Genomic DNA, 17382 nt, shown 5'->3' with positions numbered 1-17382 from the left:
CCGACTCCATGAAAAAAAGCGAAACCCGCGTCCAAAGTGGTCCATTCAAGAGGCGTCTCAGAGGTGGACGCTAAGAGCTTGTTTCTCTTTTTTTCATTGCGTCTCGGTCGGTGTACCAAAGATCTTCGCTTATTTCTCCTGTTTCCTCTACGAGCTTTCCGTGTGATCCGAGTTTTAAAAGATGGTAGAGCCTCATCAGTTATCACAGAGAAGAATATTTCCAGACGTAGCGACTTGTGGAGTCCTACCGAGCGGAGAAGGGATTTGCGGGCAACAGAAACGCAACGTGCCCGAGCTACGAAGCGGCTACCACTTTTGCGTTTCCCCGCAAATCCCTTCGGAGCGGACAGCCCCAGCATCCAGGTAGGACGGAGCCTGGAGCCTAGACTGGAAATATTCTTCTCCCCACCGCAGCCACTTTACAGCTTCCATAAAAAAACCGCTAATCTCATCCTCCGTAGATTAGCGGTTCTATGTATCGAGATCGTGTTATGGCAAACGCAATGTCTCCCCTGGCTTCAATGCCTTGCCTCTGATGTCTTTCTCAGCCAGCTCGGCTACGAATGCTTCCCCATCCTGCTTGATCGGCGGGAATGTATCGTAATGAATGGGCACAACAAAATCGGCTTGTACCCACTCGGCAGCCACGAGTGCATCCTCAGGTCCCATTGTGAACACATCTCCAATCGGCAGGAACGCCAAATCGATGTTATGACGCTCTCCGATTAGCTTCATGTCACCGAACAGTCCTGTATCCCCTGCGTGATAGAGCGTTTTTCCTCCCAGCTCGATCACAAAGCCCCCTGGCATTCCCATGTACACGATTTGTTTCTCATCATCCAGTACGACACCGGAGCTGTGGAACGCCTGTGTCATTTTCACTTTTCCAAATGGCAGTTTGACAGAGCCTCCCAGATTCATCGAGATGGTCTTGACTCCCTGCCAGCTCAAATAGGTAGCAAGCTCGTGTGTTGCAACGATTGTCGCATCGTTTTTCTTGGCCAACTCTACCGCATCCAGAATATGATCTTGGTGTCCATGTGTCAGAAGGATGTACTGAACCGAGATGTCTTCCAGCTTGGTTGCTGCCACTGGGCTTCCTGATATAAATGGATCAATCATGATTGAATGCCCTTCACATGTTACCTGCACGGAAGAATGTCCGTGAAACCGAATATCCAACATAGTGGTACCCCCTCTATTCGCAGCGTTTTTTCAGTCCCTTTTATGTTACCATGCCGCAGGGTGTAAAGAATAGGAAAGGCCGTCGATCACTCGACAGCCTGAGAAACAAATCCTACTTTTCTACAGTCTGATGTGAGATTCTTAGCAGTCGTGGCCGGGATGCTCTGTAACAGCAACGATCTTCGAATCGCGAATAATGGTGCGACGATTGCCATTGTGCTCTTCCAAAATAATGGTTGTGGATTTTACCTCTACCAGTCGGCCAAAAAAAGTACCGTCTACAGTTGAAACCTTCACATTTTTACCTTCGAATTTTTTTACTTGGTCTTTAAATGCCATGGTTAATCCCTCCTTCTCATGCATCCTATGAACATTTGGCATAGCCCTATTGAGCAAAAGCGGAGTCAAAGAGAAAATGTACTTGTACCCGTCCGTCATTTGTCCTCATTTTGCCAAACAACTTTGTCGACTGGTGACAAATTGACGCCAAACCAGCACGCTGCTTACGAACACTGTGAGATTTTGTCGCACGATTCCAAAAGGAAAACCTTTTTCACGTACAGAAACGGTATAGCAAGAGATGAGCGGACTCACGCCAGAGGAGGGATTTCCATGGGAGAGGTTATCGAGTTGTTGGCACGGGAGAGAACGTACAGTGGCAGAGATGTGGCAGGACTGTTAGGTATTGGGGCCAGCACCTTGCGCAAGTGGAGCATGCTCTTAGAACAGCACGGCTACTGGTTTTTGCGGGATAGCCAGAATCGTCGGGAGTATCGACAGGCAGATATTACGTGTCTTCAACGGTTTTATAGCTTAACAAAGGATCAGCTCATTCCGCAAGATGAAGCTGCCCGAATGGTTGCTACGCAGAGCTCACCTGAACCCGCCCGAAAGGAAACGGCCGTTGCGGTTGCATTCCCCCCTGCCCCTGTTTCCTCACATCCGGCTTTGAACCATCCTGTTGTCCTCGAAGAGCTGGATGAAAAGCTGCATGCCTTGGCTTCCCATGTCCAGCAACAAGACGCCGCCTACTTAGCGCTGTTAGCGCGTGTAGAAAAGCAGGAAGCCTATATTACCAACAATCTGAAGGAACGAGATCGCCGCTTGACCAAGGCGATGAATGACATTATGGATGCCAAAATCGAATTAGCCAAAATCAGAGATGCTGAACGGAAAACATCGATTTGGCAAAAGCTTTTTCGAATTCGCTAGACGACTGCAAACTATCCATTGTCGCCTTCTTTTTTTCTCGCTGCCAGCTGACTAAGGATGCCCGGACGTCCCGCTTACGAAATAACCAGATCATCATGCTATACGCTCCATCCAGTTGCTCCGGGCAGCCTTCGCTCTTATCACAACCCCCTCTACTTTTCCTCTCTTTTCCGCGGTTTTTCTCCTGTTTTCGCCATTCTTTTCTATGGAAATTTCTTATTGATAATAGTAATCATTCTCTATATAATCATAATCAATTCAAGAGAGATTGATTCTCATTATCATAAATTTTCAGGAGGCTACGTACATTGAAACACGCAGGATGGAAAACCGGGATGATTGCTTTACTACTGACAGGTGTAGTTGGATGCAGCAATTCCACGTCCCCCGAAGCTGCCACACCAACACAACAATCTGCTACCAGCTCACAGTCGGACTCGTCGACATCAAGTCAACAAGCCGTTCATACAATCAGCGCAGATGAAAAGAAAGTAGAGGAGCTACTTTCCCAATTCAAAACCCAGCCACCTACAAAAGTCGTGACCGTTTCCGTAGCGATTACCGAGATACTAAACGAACTGGGTGTCACTCCCGTAGGTGTACCGACGACAAGCAGCAAGCTGCCAGCCTCCCTCGACAATGTTCCGCGTATCGGCACTTCTCACCAGCCTGATTTGGAGCAAGTCGCGAAGCTTCAGCCTGACGTCATTCTCGGCCCTGCGTCAATCCAAGCGAGCATTGATAAAAAATTCAAGCCCGCCGCGCTGCCTACCGCGTACCTTCCTGTAGACTCCATCGACGAGCTCAAACTGTCTACCGTCGTACTCGGACGCCTGTTCAAACAGGAAGAGAAAGCAACAGCGTTTCTTCAATCCATCATGGAAAAAGAAAAAACCTTCATAGACGCAACCAAAGGGAAATCCGCTCCCAAAGTATTGTTCTTGTTCGGTTCAGCCGAAACCCTTATGGTCATGAATGAAAATACATTTGTCGGAAGCCTTGCCCGTAATCTCGGCGCATCCAACGTCGCTTCCGATGTCCTAAAACAAACCGAAACATACGTGCCGCTCAACATGGAATCGATCGTAGCTGCCAATCCCGATGTCATTTTACTGGTAGCGCATGGCGATCCGAGCGCAGTGACCAAAAAATTCGAAGAAGACGTGAAGAAAAACGGCGCATGGGAAAAACTGAGCGCATTCAAAAATGGCAAAATGAAAGCACTCGATTACAGCACATTCGGGATCGCTTCCCTGGTAAAAGTCCCGGCTGCCTACGAGGAGCTCGAAAACATCCTGTATAACAAATAAGGAGTTTTTCCAGTGACCCAGAACATTCCGAGCAGGAAAGCAGCTCTCTTGGTGACAGCTTGCATCATGCTCGTTGTAGCTACACTGCTCTCCATTGGTCTGGGGAGCGTGCGCCTCTCTCTTGCCGAAACGATAGAAGCCATACTCGGACACGGCGATGCCGCCAGTCAAACCATTCTGTGGGATATCCGAATTCCGCGTATTTTTCTCACACTATTGATTGGAGCGAATCTCGCTGCATCGGGCGCCCTCCTTCAAGCAGTCATGCAAAATCCGCTGGCCGATCCAGGCTTGACTGGCGTATCCAGCGGGGCAGCCGTTACGGTGCTGTTCATCATGCTGGTCGTGCCCGACTATTCTTACCTGGTACCCCTAGCTGCCATCATTGGCGGCGGAGTAGCAGCAGGCATGGTCTACTCCATGGCTTGGAAAAAACAGGGCGGATTAACCCCTGTCCGCATCATTTTATCGGGGGTTGCCGTCAATGCTGCCTTCGGCGGAGCAATCGGATTACTGTCCATCCTGTACAGTGACAAGCTGCCGGGTGCGCTGCAATGGATGAATGGCAGTCTGTCCGGAAAAGGCATGGGCGATGTCATTGTGCTGCTTCCCTACTCGCTCGTCGGATGGATCGCAGCGCTATTATCGATCAGGCAGGCAAACATTTTACGCCTCGGAGAACAAGTCGCTCACAATTTAGGGCAGAACTTGCATCGCTTGCGCCTCTCTCTTTCTATCATCGCGGTCTATCTGGCAGCTGTTTCGGTATCGACTGTCGGCCTTGTTGGATTTATCGGACTCGTCGTGCCGCACATGGCTCGCATGCTCGTCGGCTCTGATTACCGTCTGAGCTTGCCGTTTAGCCTCGTGCTTGGCTCTCTTGTCTTGCTTGTAGCCGATACGTTTGGTCGAACTGCATTCGCTCCTTTGGAGATTCCTGCCGGGATTGTCATGGCAATCGTGGGAGGACCTTATTTCCTTTACTTGATGCGAAAAGGGGGCATGTGACATGTTACAGGTGCAATCGTTGAACATCAGCTACGGTCCGAAGTCGATCGTCCATGACTTTTCCCTCGATATCCAAGAAGGAGAGGTTGTTTCGATCATTGGGCCAAACGGTTCAGGAAAATCATCGATTCTCAAAGCGATTTCACGTCTGATTCCTTGTAAAAGCGGCCGTGTATGTATTGCGGATCAAGAATTGAACAGCCTGAGTATGAAGCAAATCTCTCGCATCATGTGCATGCTTTGCCAATCCAACACGTGCCCGTCAGACGTGACTGTAGGAGAGCTGGTCGGATATGGTCGCGTTCCCCATAAAAAATGGTTTGAGCGCCTGAGTGGCGAAGACTATGAGATCGTCACATGGGCTTTGGAACAAACCGGTATGCTCAGCTACAAGGACCGCTACCTCGTCTCACTGTCTGGCGGGGAAGCACAGCGTGCATGGATCGCGATGGCTTTGGCTCAACGACCGAAAATCTTGTTGCTCGATGAGCCAACTACCTATTTGGACATCGCCCATCAACTGGATGTGCTTGAGCTCGTTCGCAAGCTGAATCAGGATTTGAAACTGACGGTTGTCATGGTGCTGCATGATTTGAATCACGCCAGCGCCTACAGCGATAAAATTTGTGTGATCAAAGACGGAAGCCTGCGTGTTTTTGGAAAACCTCAAGATGTGCTTACGATGGAGCTGATTCGCAAAGTGTACGGCGTCGAAACCGAGATTCAGTACTCGCCAGACAGCTCTAGCCCCAGGATTCACATACTGAAAAAAGCAAACTAAACAAGTGAGGTGCTCGTATGAAAGCGATGGATAAGGAAGCGATGAAGGCCCAGTACCAATCGTTTGCTGCGAACATGAAGACACTCATGTTAAGCACAGTCGACGAGCATGGAAAACCGTTTCTCTCCTACGCCCCGTTCGTCAAATACGATGGAAAGTTTTACATCTACATTAGTAAAATTGCGAACCACTATCGCTACATGGAAGAAAATCCGGCAGTCGATGTCATGCTCATTGAAGACGAGTCGAAAGCGACCAATCTGTTTGCTCGCCAGCGCGCCCGCTTCGTGTGTTCGGCCCTGAATTTGGGTAATGCGGGTTACGATGAGATTTTCGAGCTGTTTGCACAGTCATTTGGAAAAAACATGATGGATATGCTGCGTGGCCTTGATTTTTCCTTGTTCGAATTAACACCATCAGAGGGACGCTATGTAGCTGGGTTCGGTCAGGCTTACGACATTGACCTGACAGCCGATAAATTTGTCCACGTCAACCGAGATGGCCACATATCCAAAAAATAACGGAGGGGCATCATTCATGACCTATTCAACCGCATTGACACTTTGGCTCACCATCCAGGAACGTTTTCACAAGACTGCGAAAAGCTTGCCCGAACAAGATTTGCGGTTGAGCATGAATTCCGTCTCCATCGGGTATATGCTGCGCCATAGCGCTGAGGTCGAGTACATGTTTGCCGAATGGTTTTTCGGTCGGAGTATCCCAGCGGACGTAGAGCTATTGACGAAAAGCGGTCCTGCCGGAACCAAAGTTGCATTTACCAACGTGCAAGAGCTCGCTGATTTCATGACCGCTTCCAACCAACACTTGATCGATGCGATGCGTGACTTACCTGGGGAAGCTTGGCACAAACCCGTTGAAACGCCATTGGGGTCTTCTACTCCTTTAGAAGCACTGGGTCGCCTCATGTATCACACGGGTATCCATGCCGGACAAATTTCGCAGATTCAAAAATCATTTCACACCAAAGAAAAAGAACTCACCCACTAAGGTCTGATACCGACTTTCGCACGCCAAAAAGAGCTTCCCGTCTCTCATGACTGGAAGCTCTTTTTGCATGTGTGCCACTCTCGTTACATCACGATTTTTCTTGCCGCGTTGACGAACATTTTCACGCCGACTTCGAGCGCCTCCTCGTCGATTGTAAAACGTGGATGGTGGTGCGGATAAGTGATACCTTTTTCTTTGTTTCCGGCAGCGACGTAGAAGAAGCAGCCTGGCGCTTTTTGTTGGAAGGCGGAGAAATCCTCACCACCCATGGTTGGGCGCATATGCTCTACCCATTCTGCTCCCAGTGATTCTTCGACGACCTCTTCCATCAATTTCGTCACTTCGGCATCGTTGATAACCGGGCGATAGCCAAATTCGTACTTGAACTTGTACCCCGCGCCATGTGCTTCTGTAATGCCTTTGATCACGCGTTCCATGAGTCCCGGAACGGACTCGCGCAGATTTTTGTCAAAGCTGCGGACTGTCCCGCAAATCTCTACAGCACCCGGAATGACGTTATGTGTCGTTCCCCCCACAAATTGTGTGACAGAGAGAACCAGATTATCGAGCGGATCCGCATTGCGGGATACGATGTGCTGGAGGTTAGTCACCACTTGTGACGCAATCGCGATGCTATCGATCGTTTCATGCGGAAGCGCCGCATGTCCGCCTTTACCAAGAACGGTGATCCAGAATGTATCAGGAGCTGCCATCATTGGACCTGGGCAGATACCCACTGTCCCAAACTCCATCGTCGACCACAGATGCGTACCAATCACCATGTCTACGCCGTCCATGACACCTGCCTGTACCATTTCCTCCGCTCCGCCTGGGTATACTTCCTCTGCGTGCTGAAAGAAGAAACGAACCTCTCCCTTGATCTGATCCTTCATCCCGGACAGCAGCTTTGCCGTTCCGAGCAGCATGGAAGTATGTCCGTCGTGTCCGCACGCATGCATGACGCCAGGATTTTTCGATACGAATTCAAACGTATTCTCTTCCGTAATCGGCAATGCGTCCATATCAGCGCGCATGGCGAGCACTTTTCCGGGCTCGGAACCGATTAATCTGGCCATCACACTGTTTTTCGACGGTCTGGACACTTCCAGATTGCCAAAGGTAAGCAGTGTCTCGTATACAAACTGTGCTGTTTTTTCTTCATGGAAGGATAATTCAGGGTTCTCGTGCAAATAGCGTCTCCACGCGATTACCTGATCCTTGATTTCTTCGACCGCCTTATTAAGCGTTACCACTGCCGTTGCTGTCATGTCGCTCTCCTCCTGATTTACGTGGCTCCCCCACTTACTATTTCTTATGCCTATTTTGCTAAGGATAAAACGGTGCGGTACAGTACTTGGGCTCCGTTCGCACAATCCTCTTTTGTCGTGAACTCTGCCGGGTTGTGGCTAATGCCGTCCTTGGAACGAGCGAAAATCATGCCAACCGGGCACAGCTCAACTAGTTGCATGCAATCATGCCCTGCGCCACTCGGTAGTCTAAATGCTTCCAAGCCTTCTGCCTCACACGCTTTGGCTACAGCATTCTGGATATCGTCCGAGCATACAGCAGGAGCTATGCGTTGCAGCAGCTCTACTTTCAATGTCACATTGCGCTCAGCACAGATCGCTTTTGCCTGTTCGTAAATGCGCTGTTCCACTTCATCGCGGATCGCTTCATCCACGTCGCGCAGATCAAGCGAAAACTCGACGCGTCCAGGAATGACATTCACTCCGCCTGGAAATGCTTGCAGCCTTCCAACCGTCCCGACACTGGTACCAGTCCGTCCCGCTTCTTCCTCGATAGCAAGCATCACCTGAGCGGCTGCTGCCATCGGATCACGACGCAAATTCATCGGCGTTGCCCCAGCATGACCGGCTTCTCCCTCTAGCACGAAATTCAACCAGAGCGGACCCGCCACTCCTGTCACGATCCCGACAGATAGCCCGCGGCTCTCTAGAACCTTGCCTTGCTCGATATGTAGCTCCACATACGCTTTCACACTTCCGGGAGTTCTCGCCGCGAGACTGGTGAAGTCCGGATCAAGCCCCGTTTTCCGCATGGCTTCAGCAATCGTGACCCCATTCTTGTCTGCTTGTTCCAGCTCGTCTCGCTTGATCAGACCCGCGATACCGCGGCTACCGATCATCCCGTAACCAAAACGCGTTCCTTCCTCATCCGTGAACGCGGTGACTTCGATCGGATGCTCTGTTTCGATCCCCTGTTCCTGCATCGTCTGTAAAACTTCTACGCCAGCCAGTACGCCAAGTGGACCGTCATAATCGCCGCCATTTGGTACGGAGTCGATATGCGAGCCAATCAAAACGACAGGAGCGGCCGGATTTTTCCCTTCTTTTCGCCCAATCAAGTTCCCAACCTCGTCTTCGCGAACGGTGAGACCTGCTTCCTTCATAAAGCCTGTGACGAGGTCTTTTGCCGCACGTTCCTCAGGCGTAAAAGACAACCGCGTGATGCCGCCCGCCTCTTGCTTCCCAATGTTGCCAAGCTGTCCCAAACGATCCCACAATCGATCCGAATTGATCATGACGCGCCACTCCTCCTTCTATACAGAGCCAATAACGGTTGATTAACGGTTATGTCCTTAATTGTATAATAGTCTGTCTATTTTGAAAAGGCGGTAGCCATGGACCTCGAAATAAAGTCCTAGACTCCCGCCGCCATTCATTCCGCATGGCAAATCCATCCCCCAAAAAGTCCCGTAGAATGAAACCTGCCTATATTCGTGAAGCCAGCTTCTCTCAATAGCTGTTCGATTTTAGGTTCAGATAGAAAAGAAACTTTTGTCATGATGGTGTTTCCCATCTCTTCTACTTTCGCTGATTCGTATCCCACATCTAAAAAAAAAGCTTTTCCATATGTTTAATCTGTTTCGAAGTTCGGCATCATGGCGGTCTCCGTACGCACTAACAAGTACGAAGGGAGCTCCCGGCTTCAAATGCTCCTTAATGGCCCTGAGCAGCTTCAGCTTCTCCTGCTCATCGTTAATGAAGTGCAAAACTAAGATACAGCTCGCCGCATCGTACTTCGAGTCTGCGCCATTGCAAGCATCTCGGCAGAAGGATCGACTCCAGTGAACGTCCATTTTGGGTTAGACGGTCCCCATGCAGAAAGCTCATTTCCCCCGCCCGCCCCAATGACGAGCAGTGATGCCGCTTTTTTTCCCAATTGAGCTCGAAAATAGGATTGGATCATCGTAAATAAAAGATCATAGGTGGGAATCGAGATTCGCGTGTTAGCATCGTACGCAAGAACCATTTTGGCGTTGAATGTAATTTCTTCGTTCATAGGTAACCTCCATTGTTTCATTATGTGATACACGAAAAGTATTTCATATAGAGTTTTTATAGATATATAATGTCCGTAATTTTGAAAAAATTGGCGCTGTCCTATCCAATGACTAGGACCCGTTAGAGTCTGGGGGATACGTTCAGATCAAAGACTTTAGGTGTCCACAATAACCTCCTGGATGCAACTTGTCAAGAAGCTGTCCCACCCCCACCTTTCTTCCTTATTTTCCTTATGGAGATTCTTCTACGTTATAATTGATTTCCTCCAACGCTTCCGCGGCAGTTTGTCTAATATATTCAGTAGGAGAATGTAAGTACGGCTCAATTACTTTTATAAATTTCCGGTTTTTTGAACAACCAATGATGGCTAATGCATAATCGAGGATAGCGTCGTCTAGTGTAGGCAGAACATTTATGAATGGTTCCCATTCTACATTTCTTACGATTCCTTGAAAGGTTACTGCATTCATAAGTAGATGAAACAAACTTTCTTTTACAACAAAGTTTTCTTCTGCAATTGCAAGGTCTAAGACATACTCTGTAAATGTTATAACGTCATTCGGGTTATGGGTTCCATACTCCAGCAAATCACCAATATCACCCAATCTGAGATGTAAATCTTCCCTTCTATTTAGGAATAATCTTTTCAGGTAAGTAACATCGATCATGTTAACCTCCATCAATCTTCCTCAATTCCCCTTCCAAATGCCGGATCGTCTCTACTCGGTCCTGTTCCTCTTGCTCATCAAACAAGAGCTGCTCTAGCAGTTCATATATATCTTCCCATATACGTCGAATTTGATAGAACTCCAGCGCTTTCCGATTGATCACATAATATGTATGTGTCTTTCGATAGGTAGCCATAACTCTTCAAAAAAAGGCTGATCTACCAAAAACATCAGATCGGCTTCTACTGGAGCCAGCTTCAATCCTTCCCAGTCTATGAGTATGAGCTGTTGACCAGAATGCATCAGGTTCCAGTTGTGAATGTCCGTATGGCAAAGTTTCATTTTTACCTCACTGCCTCGCAATTCCTCTGCAATCATCTCCAAATCATTCATGTTGGTAGCCAGTATGTTGGTAAAAGGTTTGACGATTTCATCCACATCATCAGGCAGAAGGTGGATATCTTCGTTCAGCATTTCTCTAAACTGCTTGGCAAATGGGATACGGAAGTCTTCCTTGATGGCGGCCGTACTGACCGGGATTTCTTCTCCGTACAAATGCAACTCCGCTATGATTTCTGCTAGCTGGCGAACTTGCAACGAGTTTAACGCTTGGTTCCCAATGGTTTTCCCCTCAATATAGGCAAACAGTTGATAGATGCCCATGTCGTCTTCATGTTTATACGCTGCGGTTCTAGTCAGCAGTGGAACTGGAATTTTGCCTTGTAGTCTGGTTTGGCGTGATAGCCACTGGCTAATGGGAACATACTTGTCGATCAGCGCTGTCCACTTGGGCGTAGATGCTCTGCTTTTTTCATAGACCTTCAAAAAATAGGATTGCTGGTCGCTGATGACTTTATAAGCAAGCGCCGACCAGCCTCCTTGCTGAGGGGTAACATCAACAGCGTCTATATCATAATGGTGTCTCAATATGGTTTTGAAATGATCCATGTGGTACTCCTTTCTAACCTCGTATACACCCGCGGCTAATTATCACCAACATACAAAAAATTGCCTTGCCCCACAATAGGAGCAAGGCAATTTTTCAAATAGTATGACAAATATTTCGTGTAACAAAATACTTTATTTGATTATTGCACTCCAATTGCATCATACGCATCTTTTACTGATTCTACTTGCTGGGAATTAGCACCGAAAAGAACTGTTGCGGATTGAATAGCTGCTTGTCGCATAGCGGAGAAATTAGAGTTTGGATTGAGGTAGTTTGTTAGGGCGTAGTAGTAGATTTTTGCTGTGTCATTGCGACCAATTCCTGTGACCGTTACACCGTGGTGTGAACCACCCTCTGCGAGGAGATATGCTGCTTTGTTATTGATACCGCTGTTAGTGTGTACGCCTCCGTTGTCATTTGGACCTGTGTAGCGATCGCTGTAGTGGTCAGGATCACCAGCAACTGTTGGATCTTCGAGAGAGCGCAGTGCGTCGCCAGGCGTTCCAGGTGTGTATACATCTTCACCCATGAGCCAATCATCGTTGTCAATCATTGCCCCGAAGATGTCAGAGATGGATTCATTTAACGCACCGGATTCATTTTGATAGATCAGATTAGCTGTTTTTTCTGTAACGGCATGTGTCAATTCATGTGCGACGACATCCAAGCCAGCAGACAATGGGCGGAATACGCTGCCATCTCCATCCCCGTATACCATTTGCACGCCGTTCCAGAATGCGTTGTTGTAGTTGCTACCGTAATGGACAGTAGAAATCAATTTCGCACCGTTATTGTCATAGCTGTTGCGGTTATGTGCACTTTTGTAGTAATCGTAGGTTTTCTGTGCATAGGCATGCGCGTCTACAAGTGCTCCATCTGTCCATTTGTTATCGGTATCAGAGCCAAGCGTGCCTGGGAGGGTGTATCTGTTCCGTGCATTGTACGTCTCAATTCCCTTACCGCGCGTCGTATCTTTCGCCGTGTAGTTTGTATTGCTTACTTTCGTTACTTCGAAGGACTTAGAGTCACCAAGTACCCCCGTACCCGTTCCTGTAATCTCATGGAGCATATTGTATTTGTTAATCACGTCACCAGAATTTGCATCGATGAAATACTTCCAACGTCCTGGCTGCGGATCGAGGAAATTCAGCTCCACTTCGTAAGCCAAATACGATTCATCTTCGTGGATGTAGACGTAGAGGTTTCCTTTTGGCTTCACCTCGAACTTCTCTACTTTTTCGTCGATCTCATCCTCCAAATCCTTAATAGCCTCTTTGACTGCCTTATCTGCCTTCAGCTTTGGTTTTTTCGTCAGCTTATCGTTATCTGCCAAGTTAGGTGCGTAGTTTCCGAGGAATGCCGTTACATTCCCATCCTCGTTTACGTGAATCGTCTGCTGATAACCATAGACCGGGATGCCTTCGTACATTTCTTGTACGCGGTAGTGAGTCATGTCTGTCTCTCTGTCTGTCACTTCATCAAGCACTTTAAAGTGATCTCTCACTTCTCCGTCAATGCGGAAGGAATCTTGATGTTGCTCCAGGAATCCCCAAACTTTGTCTTCGCCATCCAGATCTTCTGCCTCGAACTCTTCTCCGATAAATTCGGGGGTATCCCACTCAGCGCTATAGACGATGCTTTCGGACTCGGCCTGCGCAGCTAGCGGCAGGAAGGTAGAACTACCTAATGCGAAGCTGAGTGTTACTGCAAAAACCGATTTTTTCATACTTGTTAACTCCTCCTTGGAAAATATTGTTTTTTATGTAAGTTCATAGTTGTTTACATCTCTTATTATTTGTCATAAATGTGAATTTGAGAACAATTTTTTAACGACAAAAAAATCATTTCCCGAAAGAAATGATTAATTGGTAAATTTATTACAATTGCGCTTGCCATACGATCCGATACACCTTGCGCGGTCTGCCCCGCGGGTGCGGGTTTTCTTCCCTGATCACCTGCGCGAGTCCCTTTGACTCCAGTTCAATCAGGATGCGTCTGGCGCTTCGTGGCAAAATTTGTAAATATGAGGCTAATTCTGTCGCATGAATTTCCTGAGAGCCTCGCTTTTTGAGTATGGAGTAGAGCTTGGCGAGCGTCATGACACTGAGAGAGGTAAGCTGGCTGAGCTCTTGCAGCTTTTCTGAGTCGTACCGATAGGTGATCTGTTCAGCACGGCCAAGCGGCCCTACGACACTTTTGTCATCAAAGAAGACCATCCAGTTTCCTGTCCCGCGCTCTTTGGCGTGCAGCAAAGCCGCGCCACCGTGGATTTCTGCTTCATAAGCGGTCTTGCCGATCCCGATTCCGCACGTCACCAGATCAGCACGAATGCCAAACAGCTCTTCCAAATCCGGCATGGTCGCATAGTCACGAGTCACTTCTTGCAGGTTACCCCGCGTTGTAAAAATGACGTATCGTCCGGGACCTGCTGTCTTCAGTGAGCCTTGCAAATACTTCGCGTAGCGCAACAGCTTTTCCATCGTCTTGATCTCCGCATTTTGCCATTCATCTGTGGAAAAGTTGCCACCAGCAAGCTCGCGAAATGGATCGATCTCCATCATCTGCACGGCAATTTGGGTATCTTTGAAGTGAAGCATTTCGTGCGTACGCAAAAGCATGTGAATAACCGAAATCACGCCTGCACGTGTCGGCACGACCCGATGTACAGGGACACCTCTACGAGCCAGTTCTACATCTGCTGTCCGCAAGCAGGTGACAGCCACCTTTGTTTTGCCTGCCCTCCAAAGCTGTTCGTGGTAATCGGCCAGTTCATCGGCTGAGATTGCTCCCTCATAATGCTTGAGCCATTTGTAACCACCAGCGATACCCGCTTCGTCCATTAAATGCTCCAGTTCTTCTGGTGAAAATGTATCAAAGCTCACTTCATCCACTCGAATTCCCAATTGATGGGACAGATGAAGCAAGGTTCTGTACAAGCTCGCACCAAGATGAGGCACATAAGCCATCGGCACTTGGACCTTGCCTGACTCGCTCACCATGGCATAAGGGACCTGTCCGGAGAAAAGCCACATATCCACCTCATCCACATGCGGCAAGATCAGATCGAGGATTTCTTCTTCTTTCCAATAGACAATCGGCAAGTATTCAATTTCGGGAAACTCTCGCATGACTGATTCGATGATGGCAAGTGAATCATCCGCGCCTATTACGCCTAGTCGCAGCTTCAACAAAATTCCCTCTTTCACACCAATCTCTTCCTACTTGTGGACTGCTTCTGTGATCAATAAACAGCTTTTTGAACAACCACTACTAGGATAACATACTCCCTTTCTTTTTCTCATCGGGGGATCACTTTACCTGCTGCCTCCCCAATTCGGTGTGCCGCGTATAAAACAGGGATGATCAGCAAGCTGTACGGCAACGTGCTCCATATCAACGGCCACGACGCAAGCCCAGCCTCAAGCAATCGATCATACGTATACAAACTATATGGCAAAACGAAGGCCACAGCCGTCACCACACCAGGTGTGTACGTGCGAAGGACAACGGTATGACCAACATGCATGAAAACATGGAGAAACATCACATGCAGACAAACTAGAAAAAACGGGAGGTACGTTCCAGTCGAAAGCGTCGTGACAGTCAGGATCACCGCTACCGATAAAACGGCGAAAATACAAGAGACTGCGACCGCAAATTGCGCTGTACTCATCGAAAGCGAAGGCTCCATCATCTTCATTAGCCGTTCTGGCACTGTCTGTCTAATGAGGTCTTTTTTTACTCGCACCCAACCTTCTACCATCACGATCTCCTCGAAATCATGAACCATGAAAACGACTAAAAACAGCCAAATCAGATGGGACAGCTCCAGCATACAAGCACCCTCTTCCTATTCGTTTGCCTGCAAAATTCCATATGCCAAAAAAGATACTGCGTCGTCCGCAAGCTGCTCCGCTGTTTTCTCGCCCGTCAGCAAATACCGCGTCGTCATACGGTCTACGACTGCGATCATTGCCTCTGCCGCCACCTCCACAGACAACTCGACACGGACGTGCCCAGCACTCTGATTTTTTCGCAGGTTGACAGCAACAATTGAAGCCAGCTTACGATGCAGCTCTTCGCCCTCTTCCGCCTGATACAGTACGATCCGGGTCAATTCAGGCTGCTCCTGAAAAAATCGGAACAAGGCGAGCAGATTCTCCCGTACTTGACCGAGGACATCTGCCTTCGTCAAGACCGTTACCTTCTGACCGCTGTCCGCCAATTCCCACAGCTTGGTGGCAAATGTGTCCGTCAACTGCTGATACAAGCCTTCCTTGCTGTCGAAATACTGGTAAAACGACGCCTGTGTCAGGCCTGCTGCTTTCACGATGTCACTCACCCGTGTACGATGAAAGCCTTTTACCGCGAACTCAGAAGCTGCCGCCGCAAGTAACCGACCGCGACTCTGCTCCCCTTTCGACAATTTGTCATTGGTCATTTTCTCACCCCAAAAGTAACTCGAAAGTCATATAACTCTTAAGTTACTTTTACATCTTTTGGATTTTCTTGTCAATACCCACTTGCTTTTTTATTCCACTCTATGTAAAATGTTTGCTCAAAGGGTATCATTTGATGGCAATGAGGAAGAAGAGTAGTCATTTTTCGAGACTTCAGAGAGCTGATGGTTGGTGCGAATCAGTGTTAAGGAAATGATGAATGGGCTTCCGAGCTCCAAACCGAACCCGCTCTCATGGCGGCAGTAGGCTTTGGCGTTACGTCCGTACGTTACAATGGACACCGTATCAAGCTGTCTTACACAGAAACGGTACGGGTTAAAGAGATTTTGCGTATAGATGATACTGTACGTGAAATAACAAGGGTGGCACCACGGTTCATTCGTCCCTGTCCAGGGCGGATGGACCTTTTTGTATTTTAAAGCGGACATTCAAATTCCACGATTGAAAGGAGCAGCTTTCCCATGAAAACCATCTTTTCCGGCATTCAACCGAGCGGCATTTTGACACTCGGCAACTACTTGGGCGCGATGAAGCACTTCGTTCCGCTTCAAGATCAGTTCAACTGCTTTTACTGCATCGTAGACCAGCATGCGATCACCGTTCCACAGGAGCCTGCTGTCCTGCGCGAAAACATCCGTCGTCTCGCGGCTCTCTATTTGTCCGTTGGCCTCGATCCGAACAAAATGACGCTGTTCGTCCAATCGGAAGTACCGGCTCATGCCAAGCTCGGCTGGATCATGCTGTGTACCTCTTACTTGGGTGAATTGGAGCGCATGACCCAATTCAAGGACAAATCTGATGGACGCGGCGAATCCATTCCAGGCGGTCTGCTGGCTTATCCTCCATTGATGGCTGCTGATATTTTGCTGTACGGCACTGATTTCGTCCCTGTGGGCGAGGACCAGAAGCAGCATCTGGAGCTGACTCGTGATTTAGCCGCTCGTTTTAACAACCGTTATGGTGACATTTTCACCATTCCAGAAGTTCGCCTGCCGGAGACTGGCGCACGAATCATGTCCCTTGCTGAAGGCACCAAGAAAATGAGTAAATCCGATCCAAACCAAGGCGCCTTCATCTCCATGCTGGATGATGCAGACACCATCACGAAAAAAATCAAGCGCGCGCAAACGGATTCCGACAGCGTTGTGCGTTATGACAAAGCAGAAAAGCCTGCTGTCTCTAACCTCATGACCATCTACTCCCTCTGCTCCGGAAAAACTCTGGATGAGATCGAAGCGATGTACGAGGGTAAGGGTTACGGCGCATTCAAAACCGAGCTGGCAGAAGTTGTCGTAGAAACATTGCGTCCGATTCAAGAACGCTTCGAGCAGCTGTTCCACTCCTCTGAGCTGGATGATATCCTGACTGCCGGGGCAAACAAAGCGAATAAGGTCGCGAACGAGATGCTGTACAAAGTTGAAAAAGTGATGGGGATGGCACGTATCTAATCCATTTCCACAACAAAAAACGGGCTGGGAAGCTATCTCCCAACCCGT

At 48.5% G+C, this 17382-nt stretch carries 17 protein-coding genes, 1 pseudogene and 1 other annotated feature; of the genes and pseudogenes, 7 read left to right on the top strand and 11 right to left on the bottom strand.

Annotated elements, in window-relative coordinates:
• Window positions 1-489: 489 nt before the first annotated feature.
• A complete protein-coding gene (locus C7R92_RS28550; RefSeq protein ID WP_106836497.1) occupies window positions 490-1185 on the bottom strand; it encodes a metal-dependent hydrolase in 696 nt (231 codons plus the stop codon).
• A 141-nt stretch (window positions 1186-1326) separates the two neighbouring features.
• Complete coding sequence (locus tag C7R92_RS28545) at window positions 1327-1524, bottom strand: hypothetical protein (RefSeq protein WP_106836496.1); 198 nt, start codon at window positions 1522-1524, stop codon at window positions 1327-1329.
• 273 nt (window positions 1525-1797) lie between these two features.
• On the opposite strand from C7R92_RS28545, the gene C7R92_RS28540 reads away from it, so the two are divergent.
• From C7R92_RS28540 to C7R92_RS28515, 6 genes are all read left to right on the top strand, one after another.
• Window positions 1798-2397 (top strand): MerR family transcriptional regulator, encoded by a 600-nt coding sequence (locus tag C7R92_RS28540; protein ID WP_106836495.1) that lies wholly within the window; start codon window positions 1798-1800, stop codon window positions 2395-2397.
• A gap of 308 nt (window positions 2398-2705) precedes the next feature.
• Window positions 2706-3707 carry a helical backbone metal receptor gene (locus C7R92_RS28535; RefSeq protein ID WP_106836494.1) on the top strand — a complete coding sequence of 334 codons (1002 nt, stop codon included), beginning with the start codon at window positions 2706-2708 and terminating at the stop codon, window positions 3705-3707.
• A gap of 12 nt (window positions 3708-3719) precedes the next feature.
• Window positions 3720-4715 (top strand): FecCD family ABC transporter permease, encoded by a 996-nt coding sequence (locus C7R92_RS28530; protein ID WP_106836493.1) that lies wholly within the window; start codon window positions 3720-3722, stop codon window positions 4713-4715.
• A 1-nt stretch (window position 4716) separates the two neighbouring features.
• Window positions 4717-5496 (top strand): ABC transporter ATP-binding protein, encoded by a 780-nt coding sequence (locus tag C7R92_RS28525; protein WP_106836492.1) that lies wholly within the window; start codon window positions 4717-4719, stop codon window positions 5494-5496.
• A 17-nt stretch (window positions 5497-5513) separates the two neighbouring features.
• Window positions 5514-6017, top strand: coding sequence for a HugZ family pyridoxamine 5'-phosphate oxidase (locus C7R92_RS28520; protein ID WP_106836491.1), 504 nt, complete (start codon window positions 5514-5516; stop codon window positions 6015-6017).
• A 16-nt stretch (window positions 6018-6033) separates the two neighbouring features.
• Window positions 6034-6504, top strand: a complete 471-nt coding sequence (locus C7R92_RS28515; protein ID WP_106836490.1) for a DinB family protein — start codon at window positions 6034-6036, stop codon at window positions 6502-6504.
• A gap of 83 nt (window positions 6505-6587) precedes the next feature.
• Here the strand turns inward: C7R92_RS28515 and C7R92_RS28510 are convergent, their stop codons facing one another.
• The 9 genes and pseudogenes from C7R92_RS28510 to C7R92_RS28470 form a co-directional block, all read right to left on the bottom strand.
• Window positions 6588-7772 (bottom strand): M20 family metallopeptidase, encoded by a 1185-nt coding sequence (locus C7R92_RS28510; RefSeq protein WP_106836489.1) that lies wholly within the window; start codon window positions 7770-7772, stop codon window positions 6588-6590.
• A gap of 50 nt (window positions 7773-7822) precedes the next feature.
• A complete protein-coding gene (locus C7R92_RS28505; RefSeq protein WP_106836488.1) occupies window positions 7823-9046 on the bottom strand; it encodes a Zn-dependent hydrolase in 1224 nt (407 codons plus the stop codon).
• Between the two features lie 473 nt (window positions 9047-9519).
• Window positions 9520-9807: a class I SAM-dependent methyltransferase gene (locus tag C7R92_RS33005; RefSeq protein WP_244195857.1), complete on the bottom strand. Its 288-nt coding sequence runs from the start codon at window positions 9805-9807 to the stop codon at window positions 9520-9522.
• 232 nt (window positions 9808-10039) lie between these two features.
• On the bottom strand, window positions 10040-10477 hold the full coding sequence (locus C7R92_RS28495) for a hypothetical protein (protein ID WP_167403239.1): 438 nt from the start codon (window positions 10475-10477) through the stop codon (window positions 10040-10042).
• Window position 10478: 1 nt separating this feature from the next.
• Window positions 10479-11425 (bottom strand): annotated as a pseudogene (locus C7R92_RS28490) (aminoglycoside phosphotransferase family protein).
• 140 nt (window positions 11426-11565) lie between these two features.
• Complete coding sequence (locus tag C7R92_RS28485; protein WP_106836486.1) at window positions 11566-13152, bottom strand: M4 family metallopeptidase; 1587 nt, start codon at window positions 13150-13152, stop codon at window positions 11566-11568.
• Window positions 13153-13303: 151 nt separating this feature from the next.
• Window positions 13304-14632 (bottom strand): helix-turn-helix domain-containing protein, encoded by a 1329-nt coding sequence (locus C7R92_RS28480; RefSeq protein WP_244195856.1) that lies wholly within the window; start codon window positions 14630-14632, stop codon window positions 13304-13306.
• 92 nt (window positions 14633-14724) lie between these two features.
• Window positions 14725-15261, bottom strand: coding sequence for an HXXEE domain-containing protein (locus tag C7R92_RS28475; protein WP_106836485.1), 537 nt, complete (start codon window positions 15259-15261; stop codon window positions 14725-14727).
• Window positions 15262-15276: 15 nt separating this feature from the next.
• Complete coding sequence (locus tag C7R92_RS28470; RefSeq protein WP_106836484.1) at window positions 15277-15867, bottom strand: TetR/AcrR family transcriptional regulator; 591 nt, start codon at window positions 15865-15867, stop codon at window positions 15277-15279.
• A 131-nt stretch (window positions 15868-15998) separates the two neighbouring features.
• Window positions 15999-16276 (top strand) — a binding site (T-box leader).
• Between the two features lie 71 nt (window positions 16277-16347).
• Here C7R92_RS28470 and trpS point away from each other — a divergent pair.
• A complete protein-coding gene (gene trpS, locus C7R92_RS28465; protein ID WP_106836483.1) occupies window positions 16348-17334 on the top strand; it encodes a tryptophan--tRNA ligase in 987 nt (328 codons plus the stop codon).
• Window positions 17335-17382: the final 48 nt, after the last annotated feature.

The organism is Brevibacillus porteri (genome assembly GCF_003013475.1).
Classification (GTDB): domain Bacteria; phylum Bacillota; class Bacilli; order Brevibacillales; family Brevibacillaceae; genus Brevibacillus; species Brevibacillus porteri.
This window is presented reverse-complemented; position numbering and strand designations above follow the sequence as displayed.

Excerpts from the sequence above, each read along its gene's own strand:
- C7R92_RS28550 (WP_106836497.1), bottom strand. The coding sequence starts at position 1,185 with ATGTTGGATATTCGGTTTCACGGACATTCTTCCGTGCAGGTAACATGT.
- C7R92_RS28525 (WP_106836492.1), top strand. The coding sequence starts at position 4,717 with ATGTTACAGGTGCAATCGTTGAACATCAGCTACGGTCCGAAGTCGATC.
- C7R92_RS28515 (WP_106836490.1), top strand. The coding sequence starts at position 6,034 with ATGACCTATTCAACCGCATTGACACTTTGGCTCACCATCCAGGAACGT.
- C7R92_RS28470 (WP_106836484.1), bottom strand. The coding sequence starts at position 15,867 with ATGACCAATGACAAATTGTCGAAAGGGGAGCAGAGTCGCGGTCGGTTA.
- C7R92_RS28545 (WP_106836496.1), bottom strand. The coding sequence starts at position 1,524 with ATGGCATTTAAAGACCAAGTAAAAAAATTCGAAGGTAAAAATGTGAAG.
- C7R92_RS28520 (WP_106836491.1), top strand. The coding sequence starts at position 5,514 with ATGAAAGCGATGGATAAGGAAGCGATGAAGGCCCAGTACCAATCGTTT.
- trpS (WP_106836483.1), top strand. The coding sequence starts at position 16,348 with ATGAAAACCATCTTTTCCGGCATTCAACCGAGCGGCATTTTGACACTC.
- C7R92_RS33005 (WP_244195857.1), bottom strand. The coding sequence starts at position 9,807 with ATGAACGAAGAAATTACATTCAACGCCAAAATGGTTCTTGCGTACGAT.
- C7R92_RS28495 (WP_167403239.1), bottom strand. The coding sequence starts at position 10,477 with ATGATCGATGTTACTTACCTGAAAAGATTATTCCTAAATAGAAGGGAA.
- C7R92_RS28540 (WP_106836495.1), top strand. The coding sequence starts at position 1,798 with ATGGGAGAGGTTATCGAGTTGTTGGCACGGGAGAGAACGTACAGTGGC.
- C7R92_RS28485 (WP_106836486.1), bottom strand. The coding sequence starts at position 13,152 with ATGAAAAAATCGGTTTTTGCAGTAACACTCAGCTTCGCATTAGGTAGT.
- C7R92_RS28510 (WP_106836489.1), bottom strand. The coding sequence starts at position 7,772 with ATGACAGCAACGGCAGTGGTAACGCTTAATAAGGCGGTCGAAGAAATC.
- C7R92_RS28505 (WP_106836488.1), bottom strand. The coding sequence starts at position 9,046 with ATGATCAATTCGGATCGATTGTGGGATCGTTTGGGACAGCTTGGCAAC.
- C7R92_RS28475 (WP_106836485.1), bottom strand. The coding sequence starts at position 15,261 with ATGCTGGAGCTGTCCCATCTGATTTGGCTGTTTTTAGTCGTTTTCATG.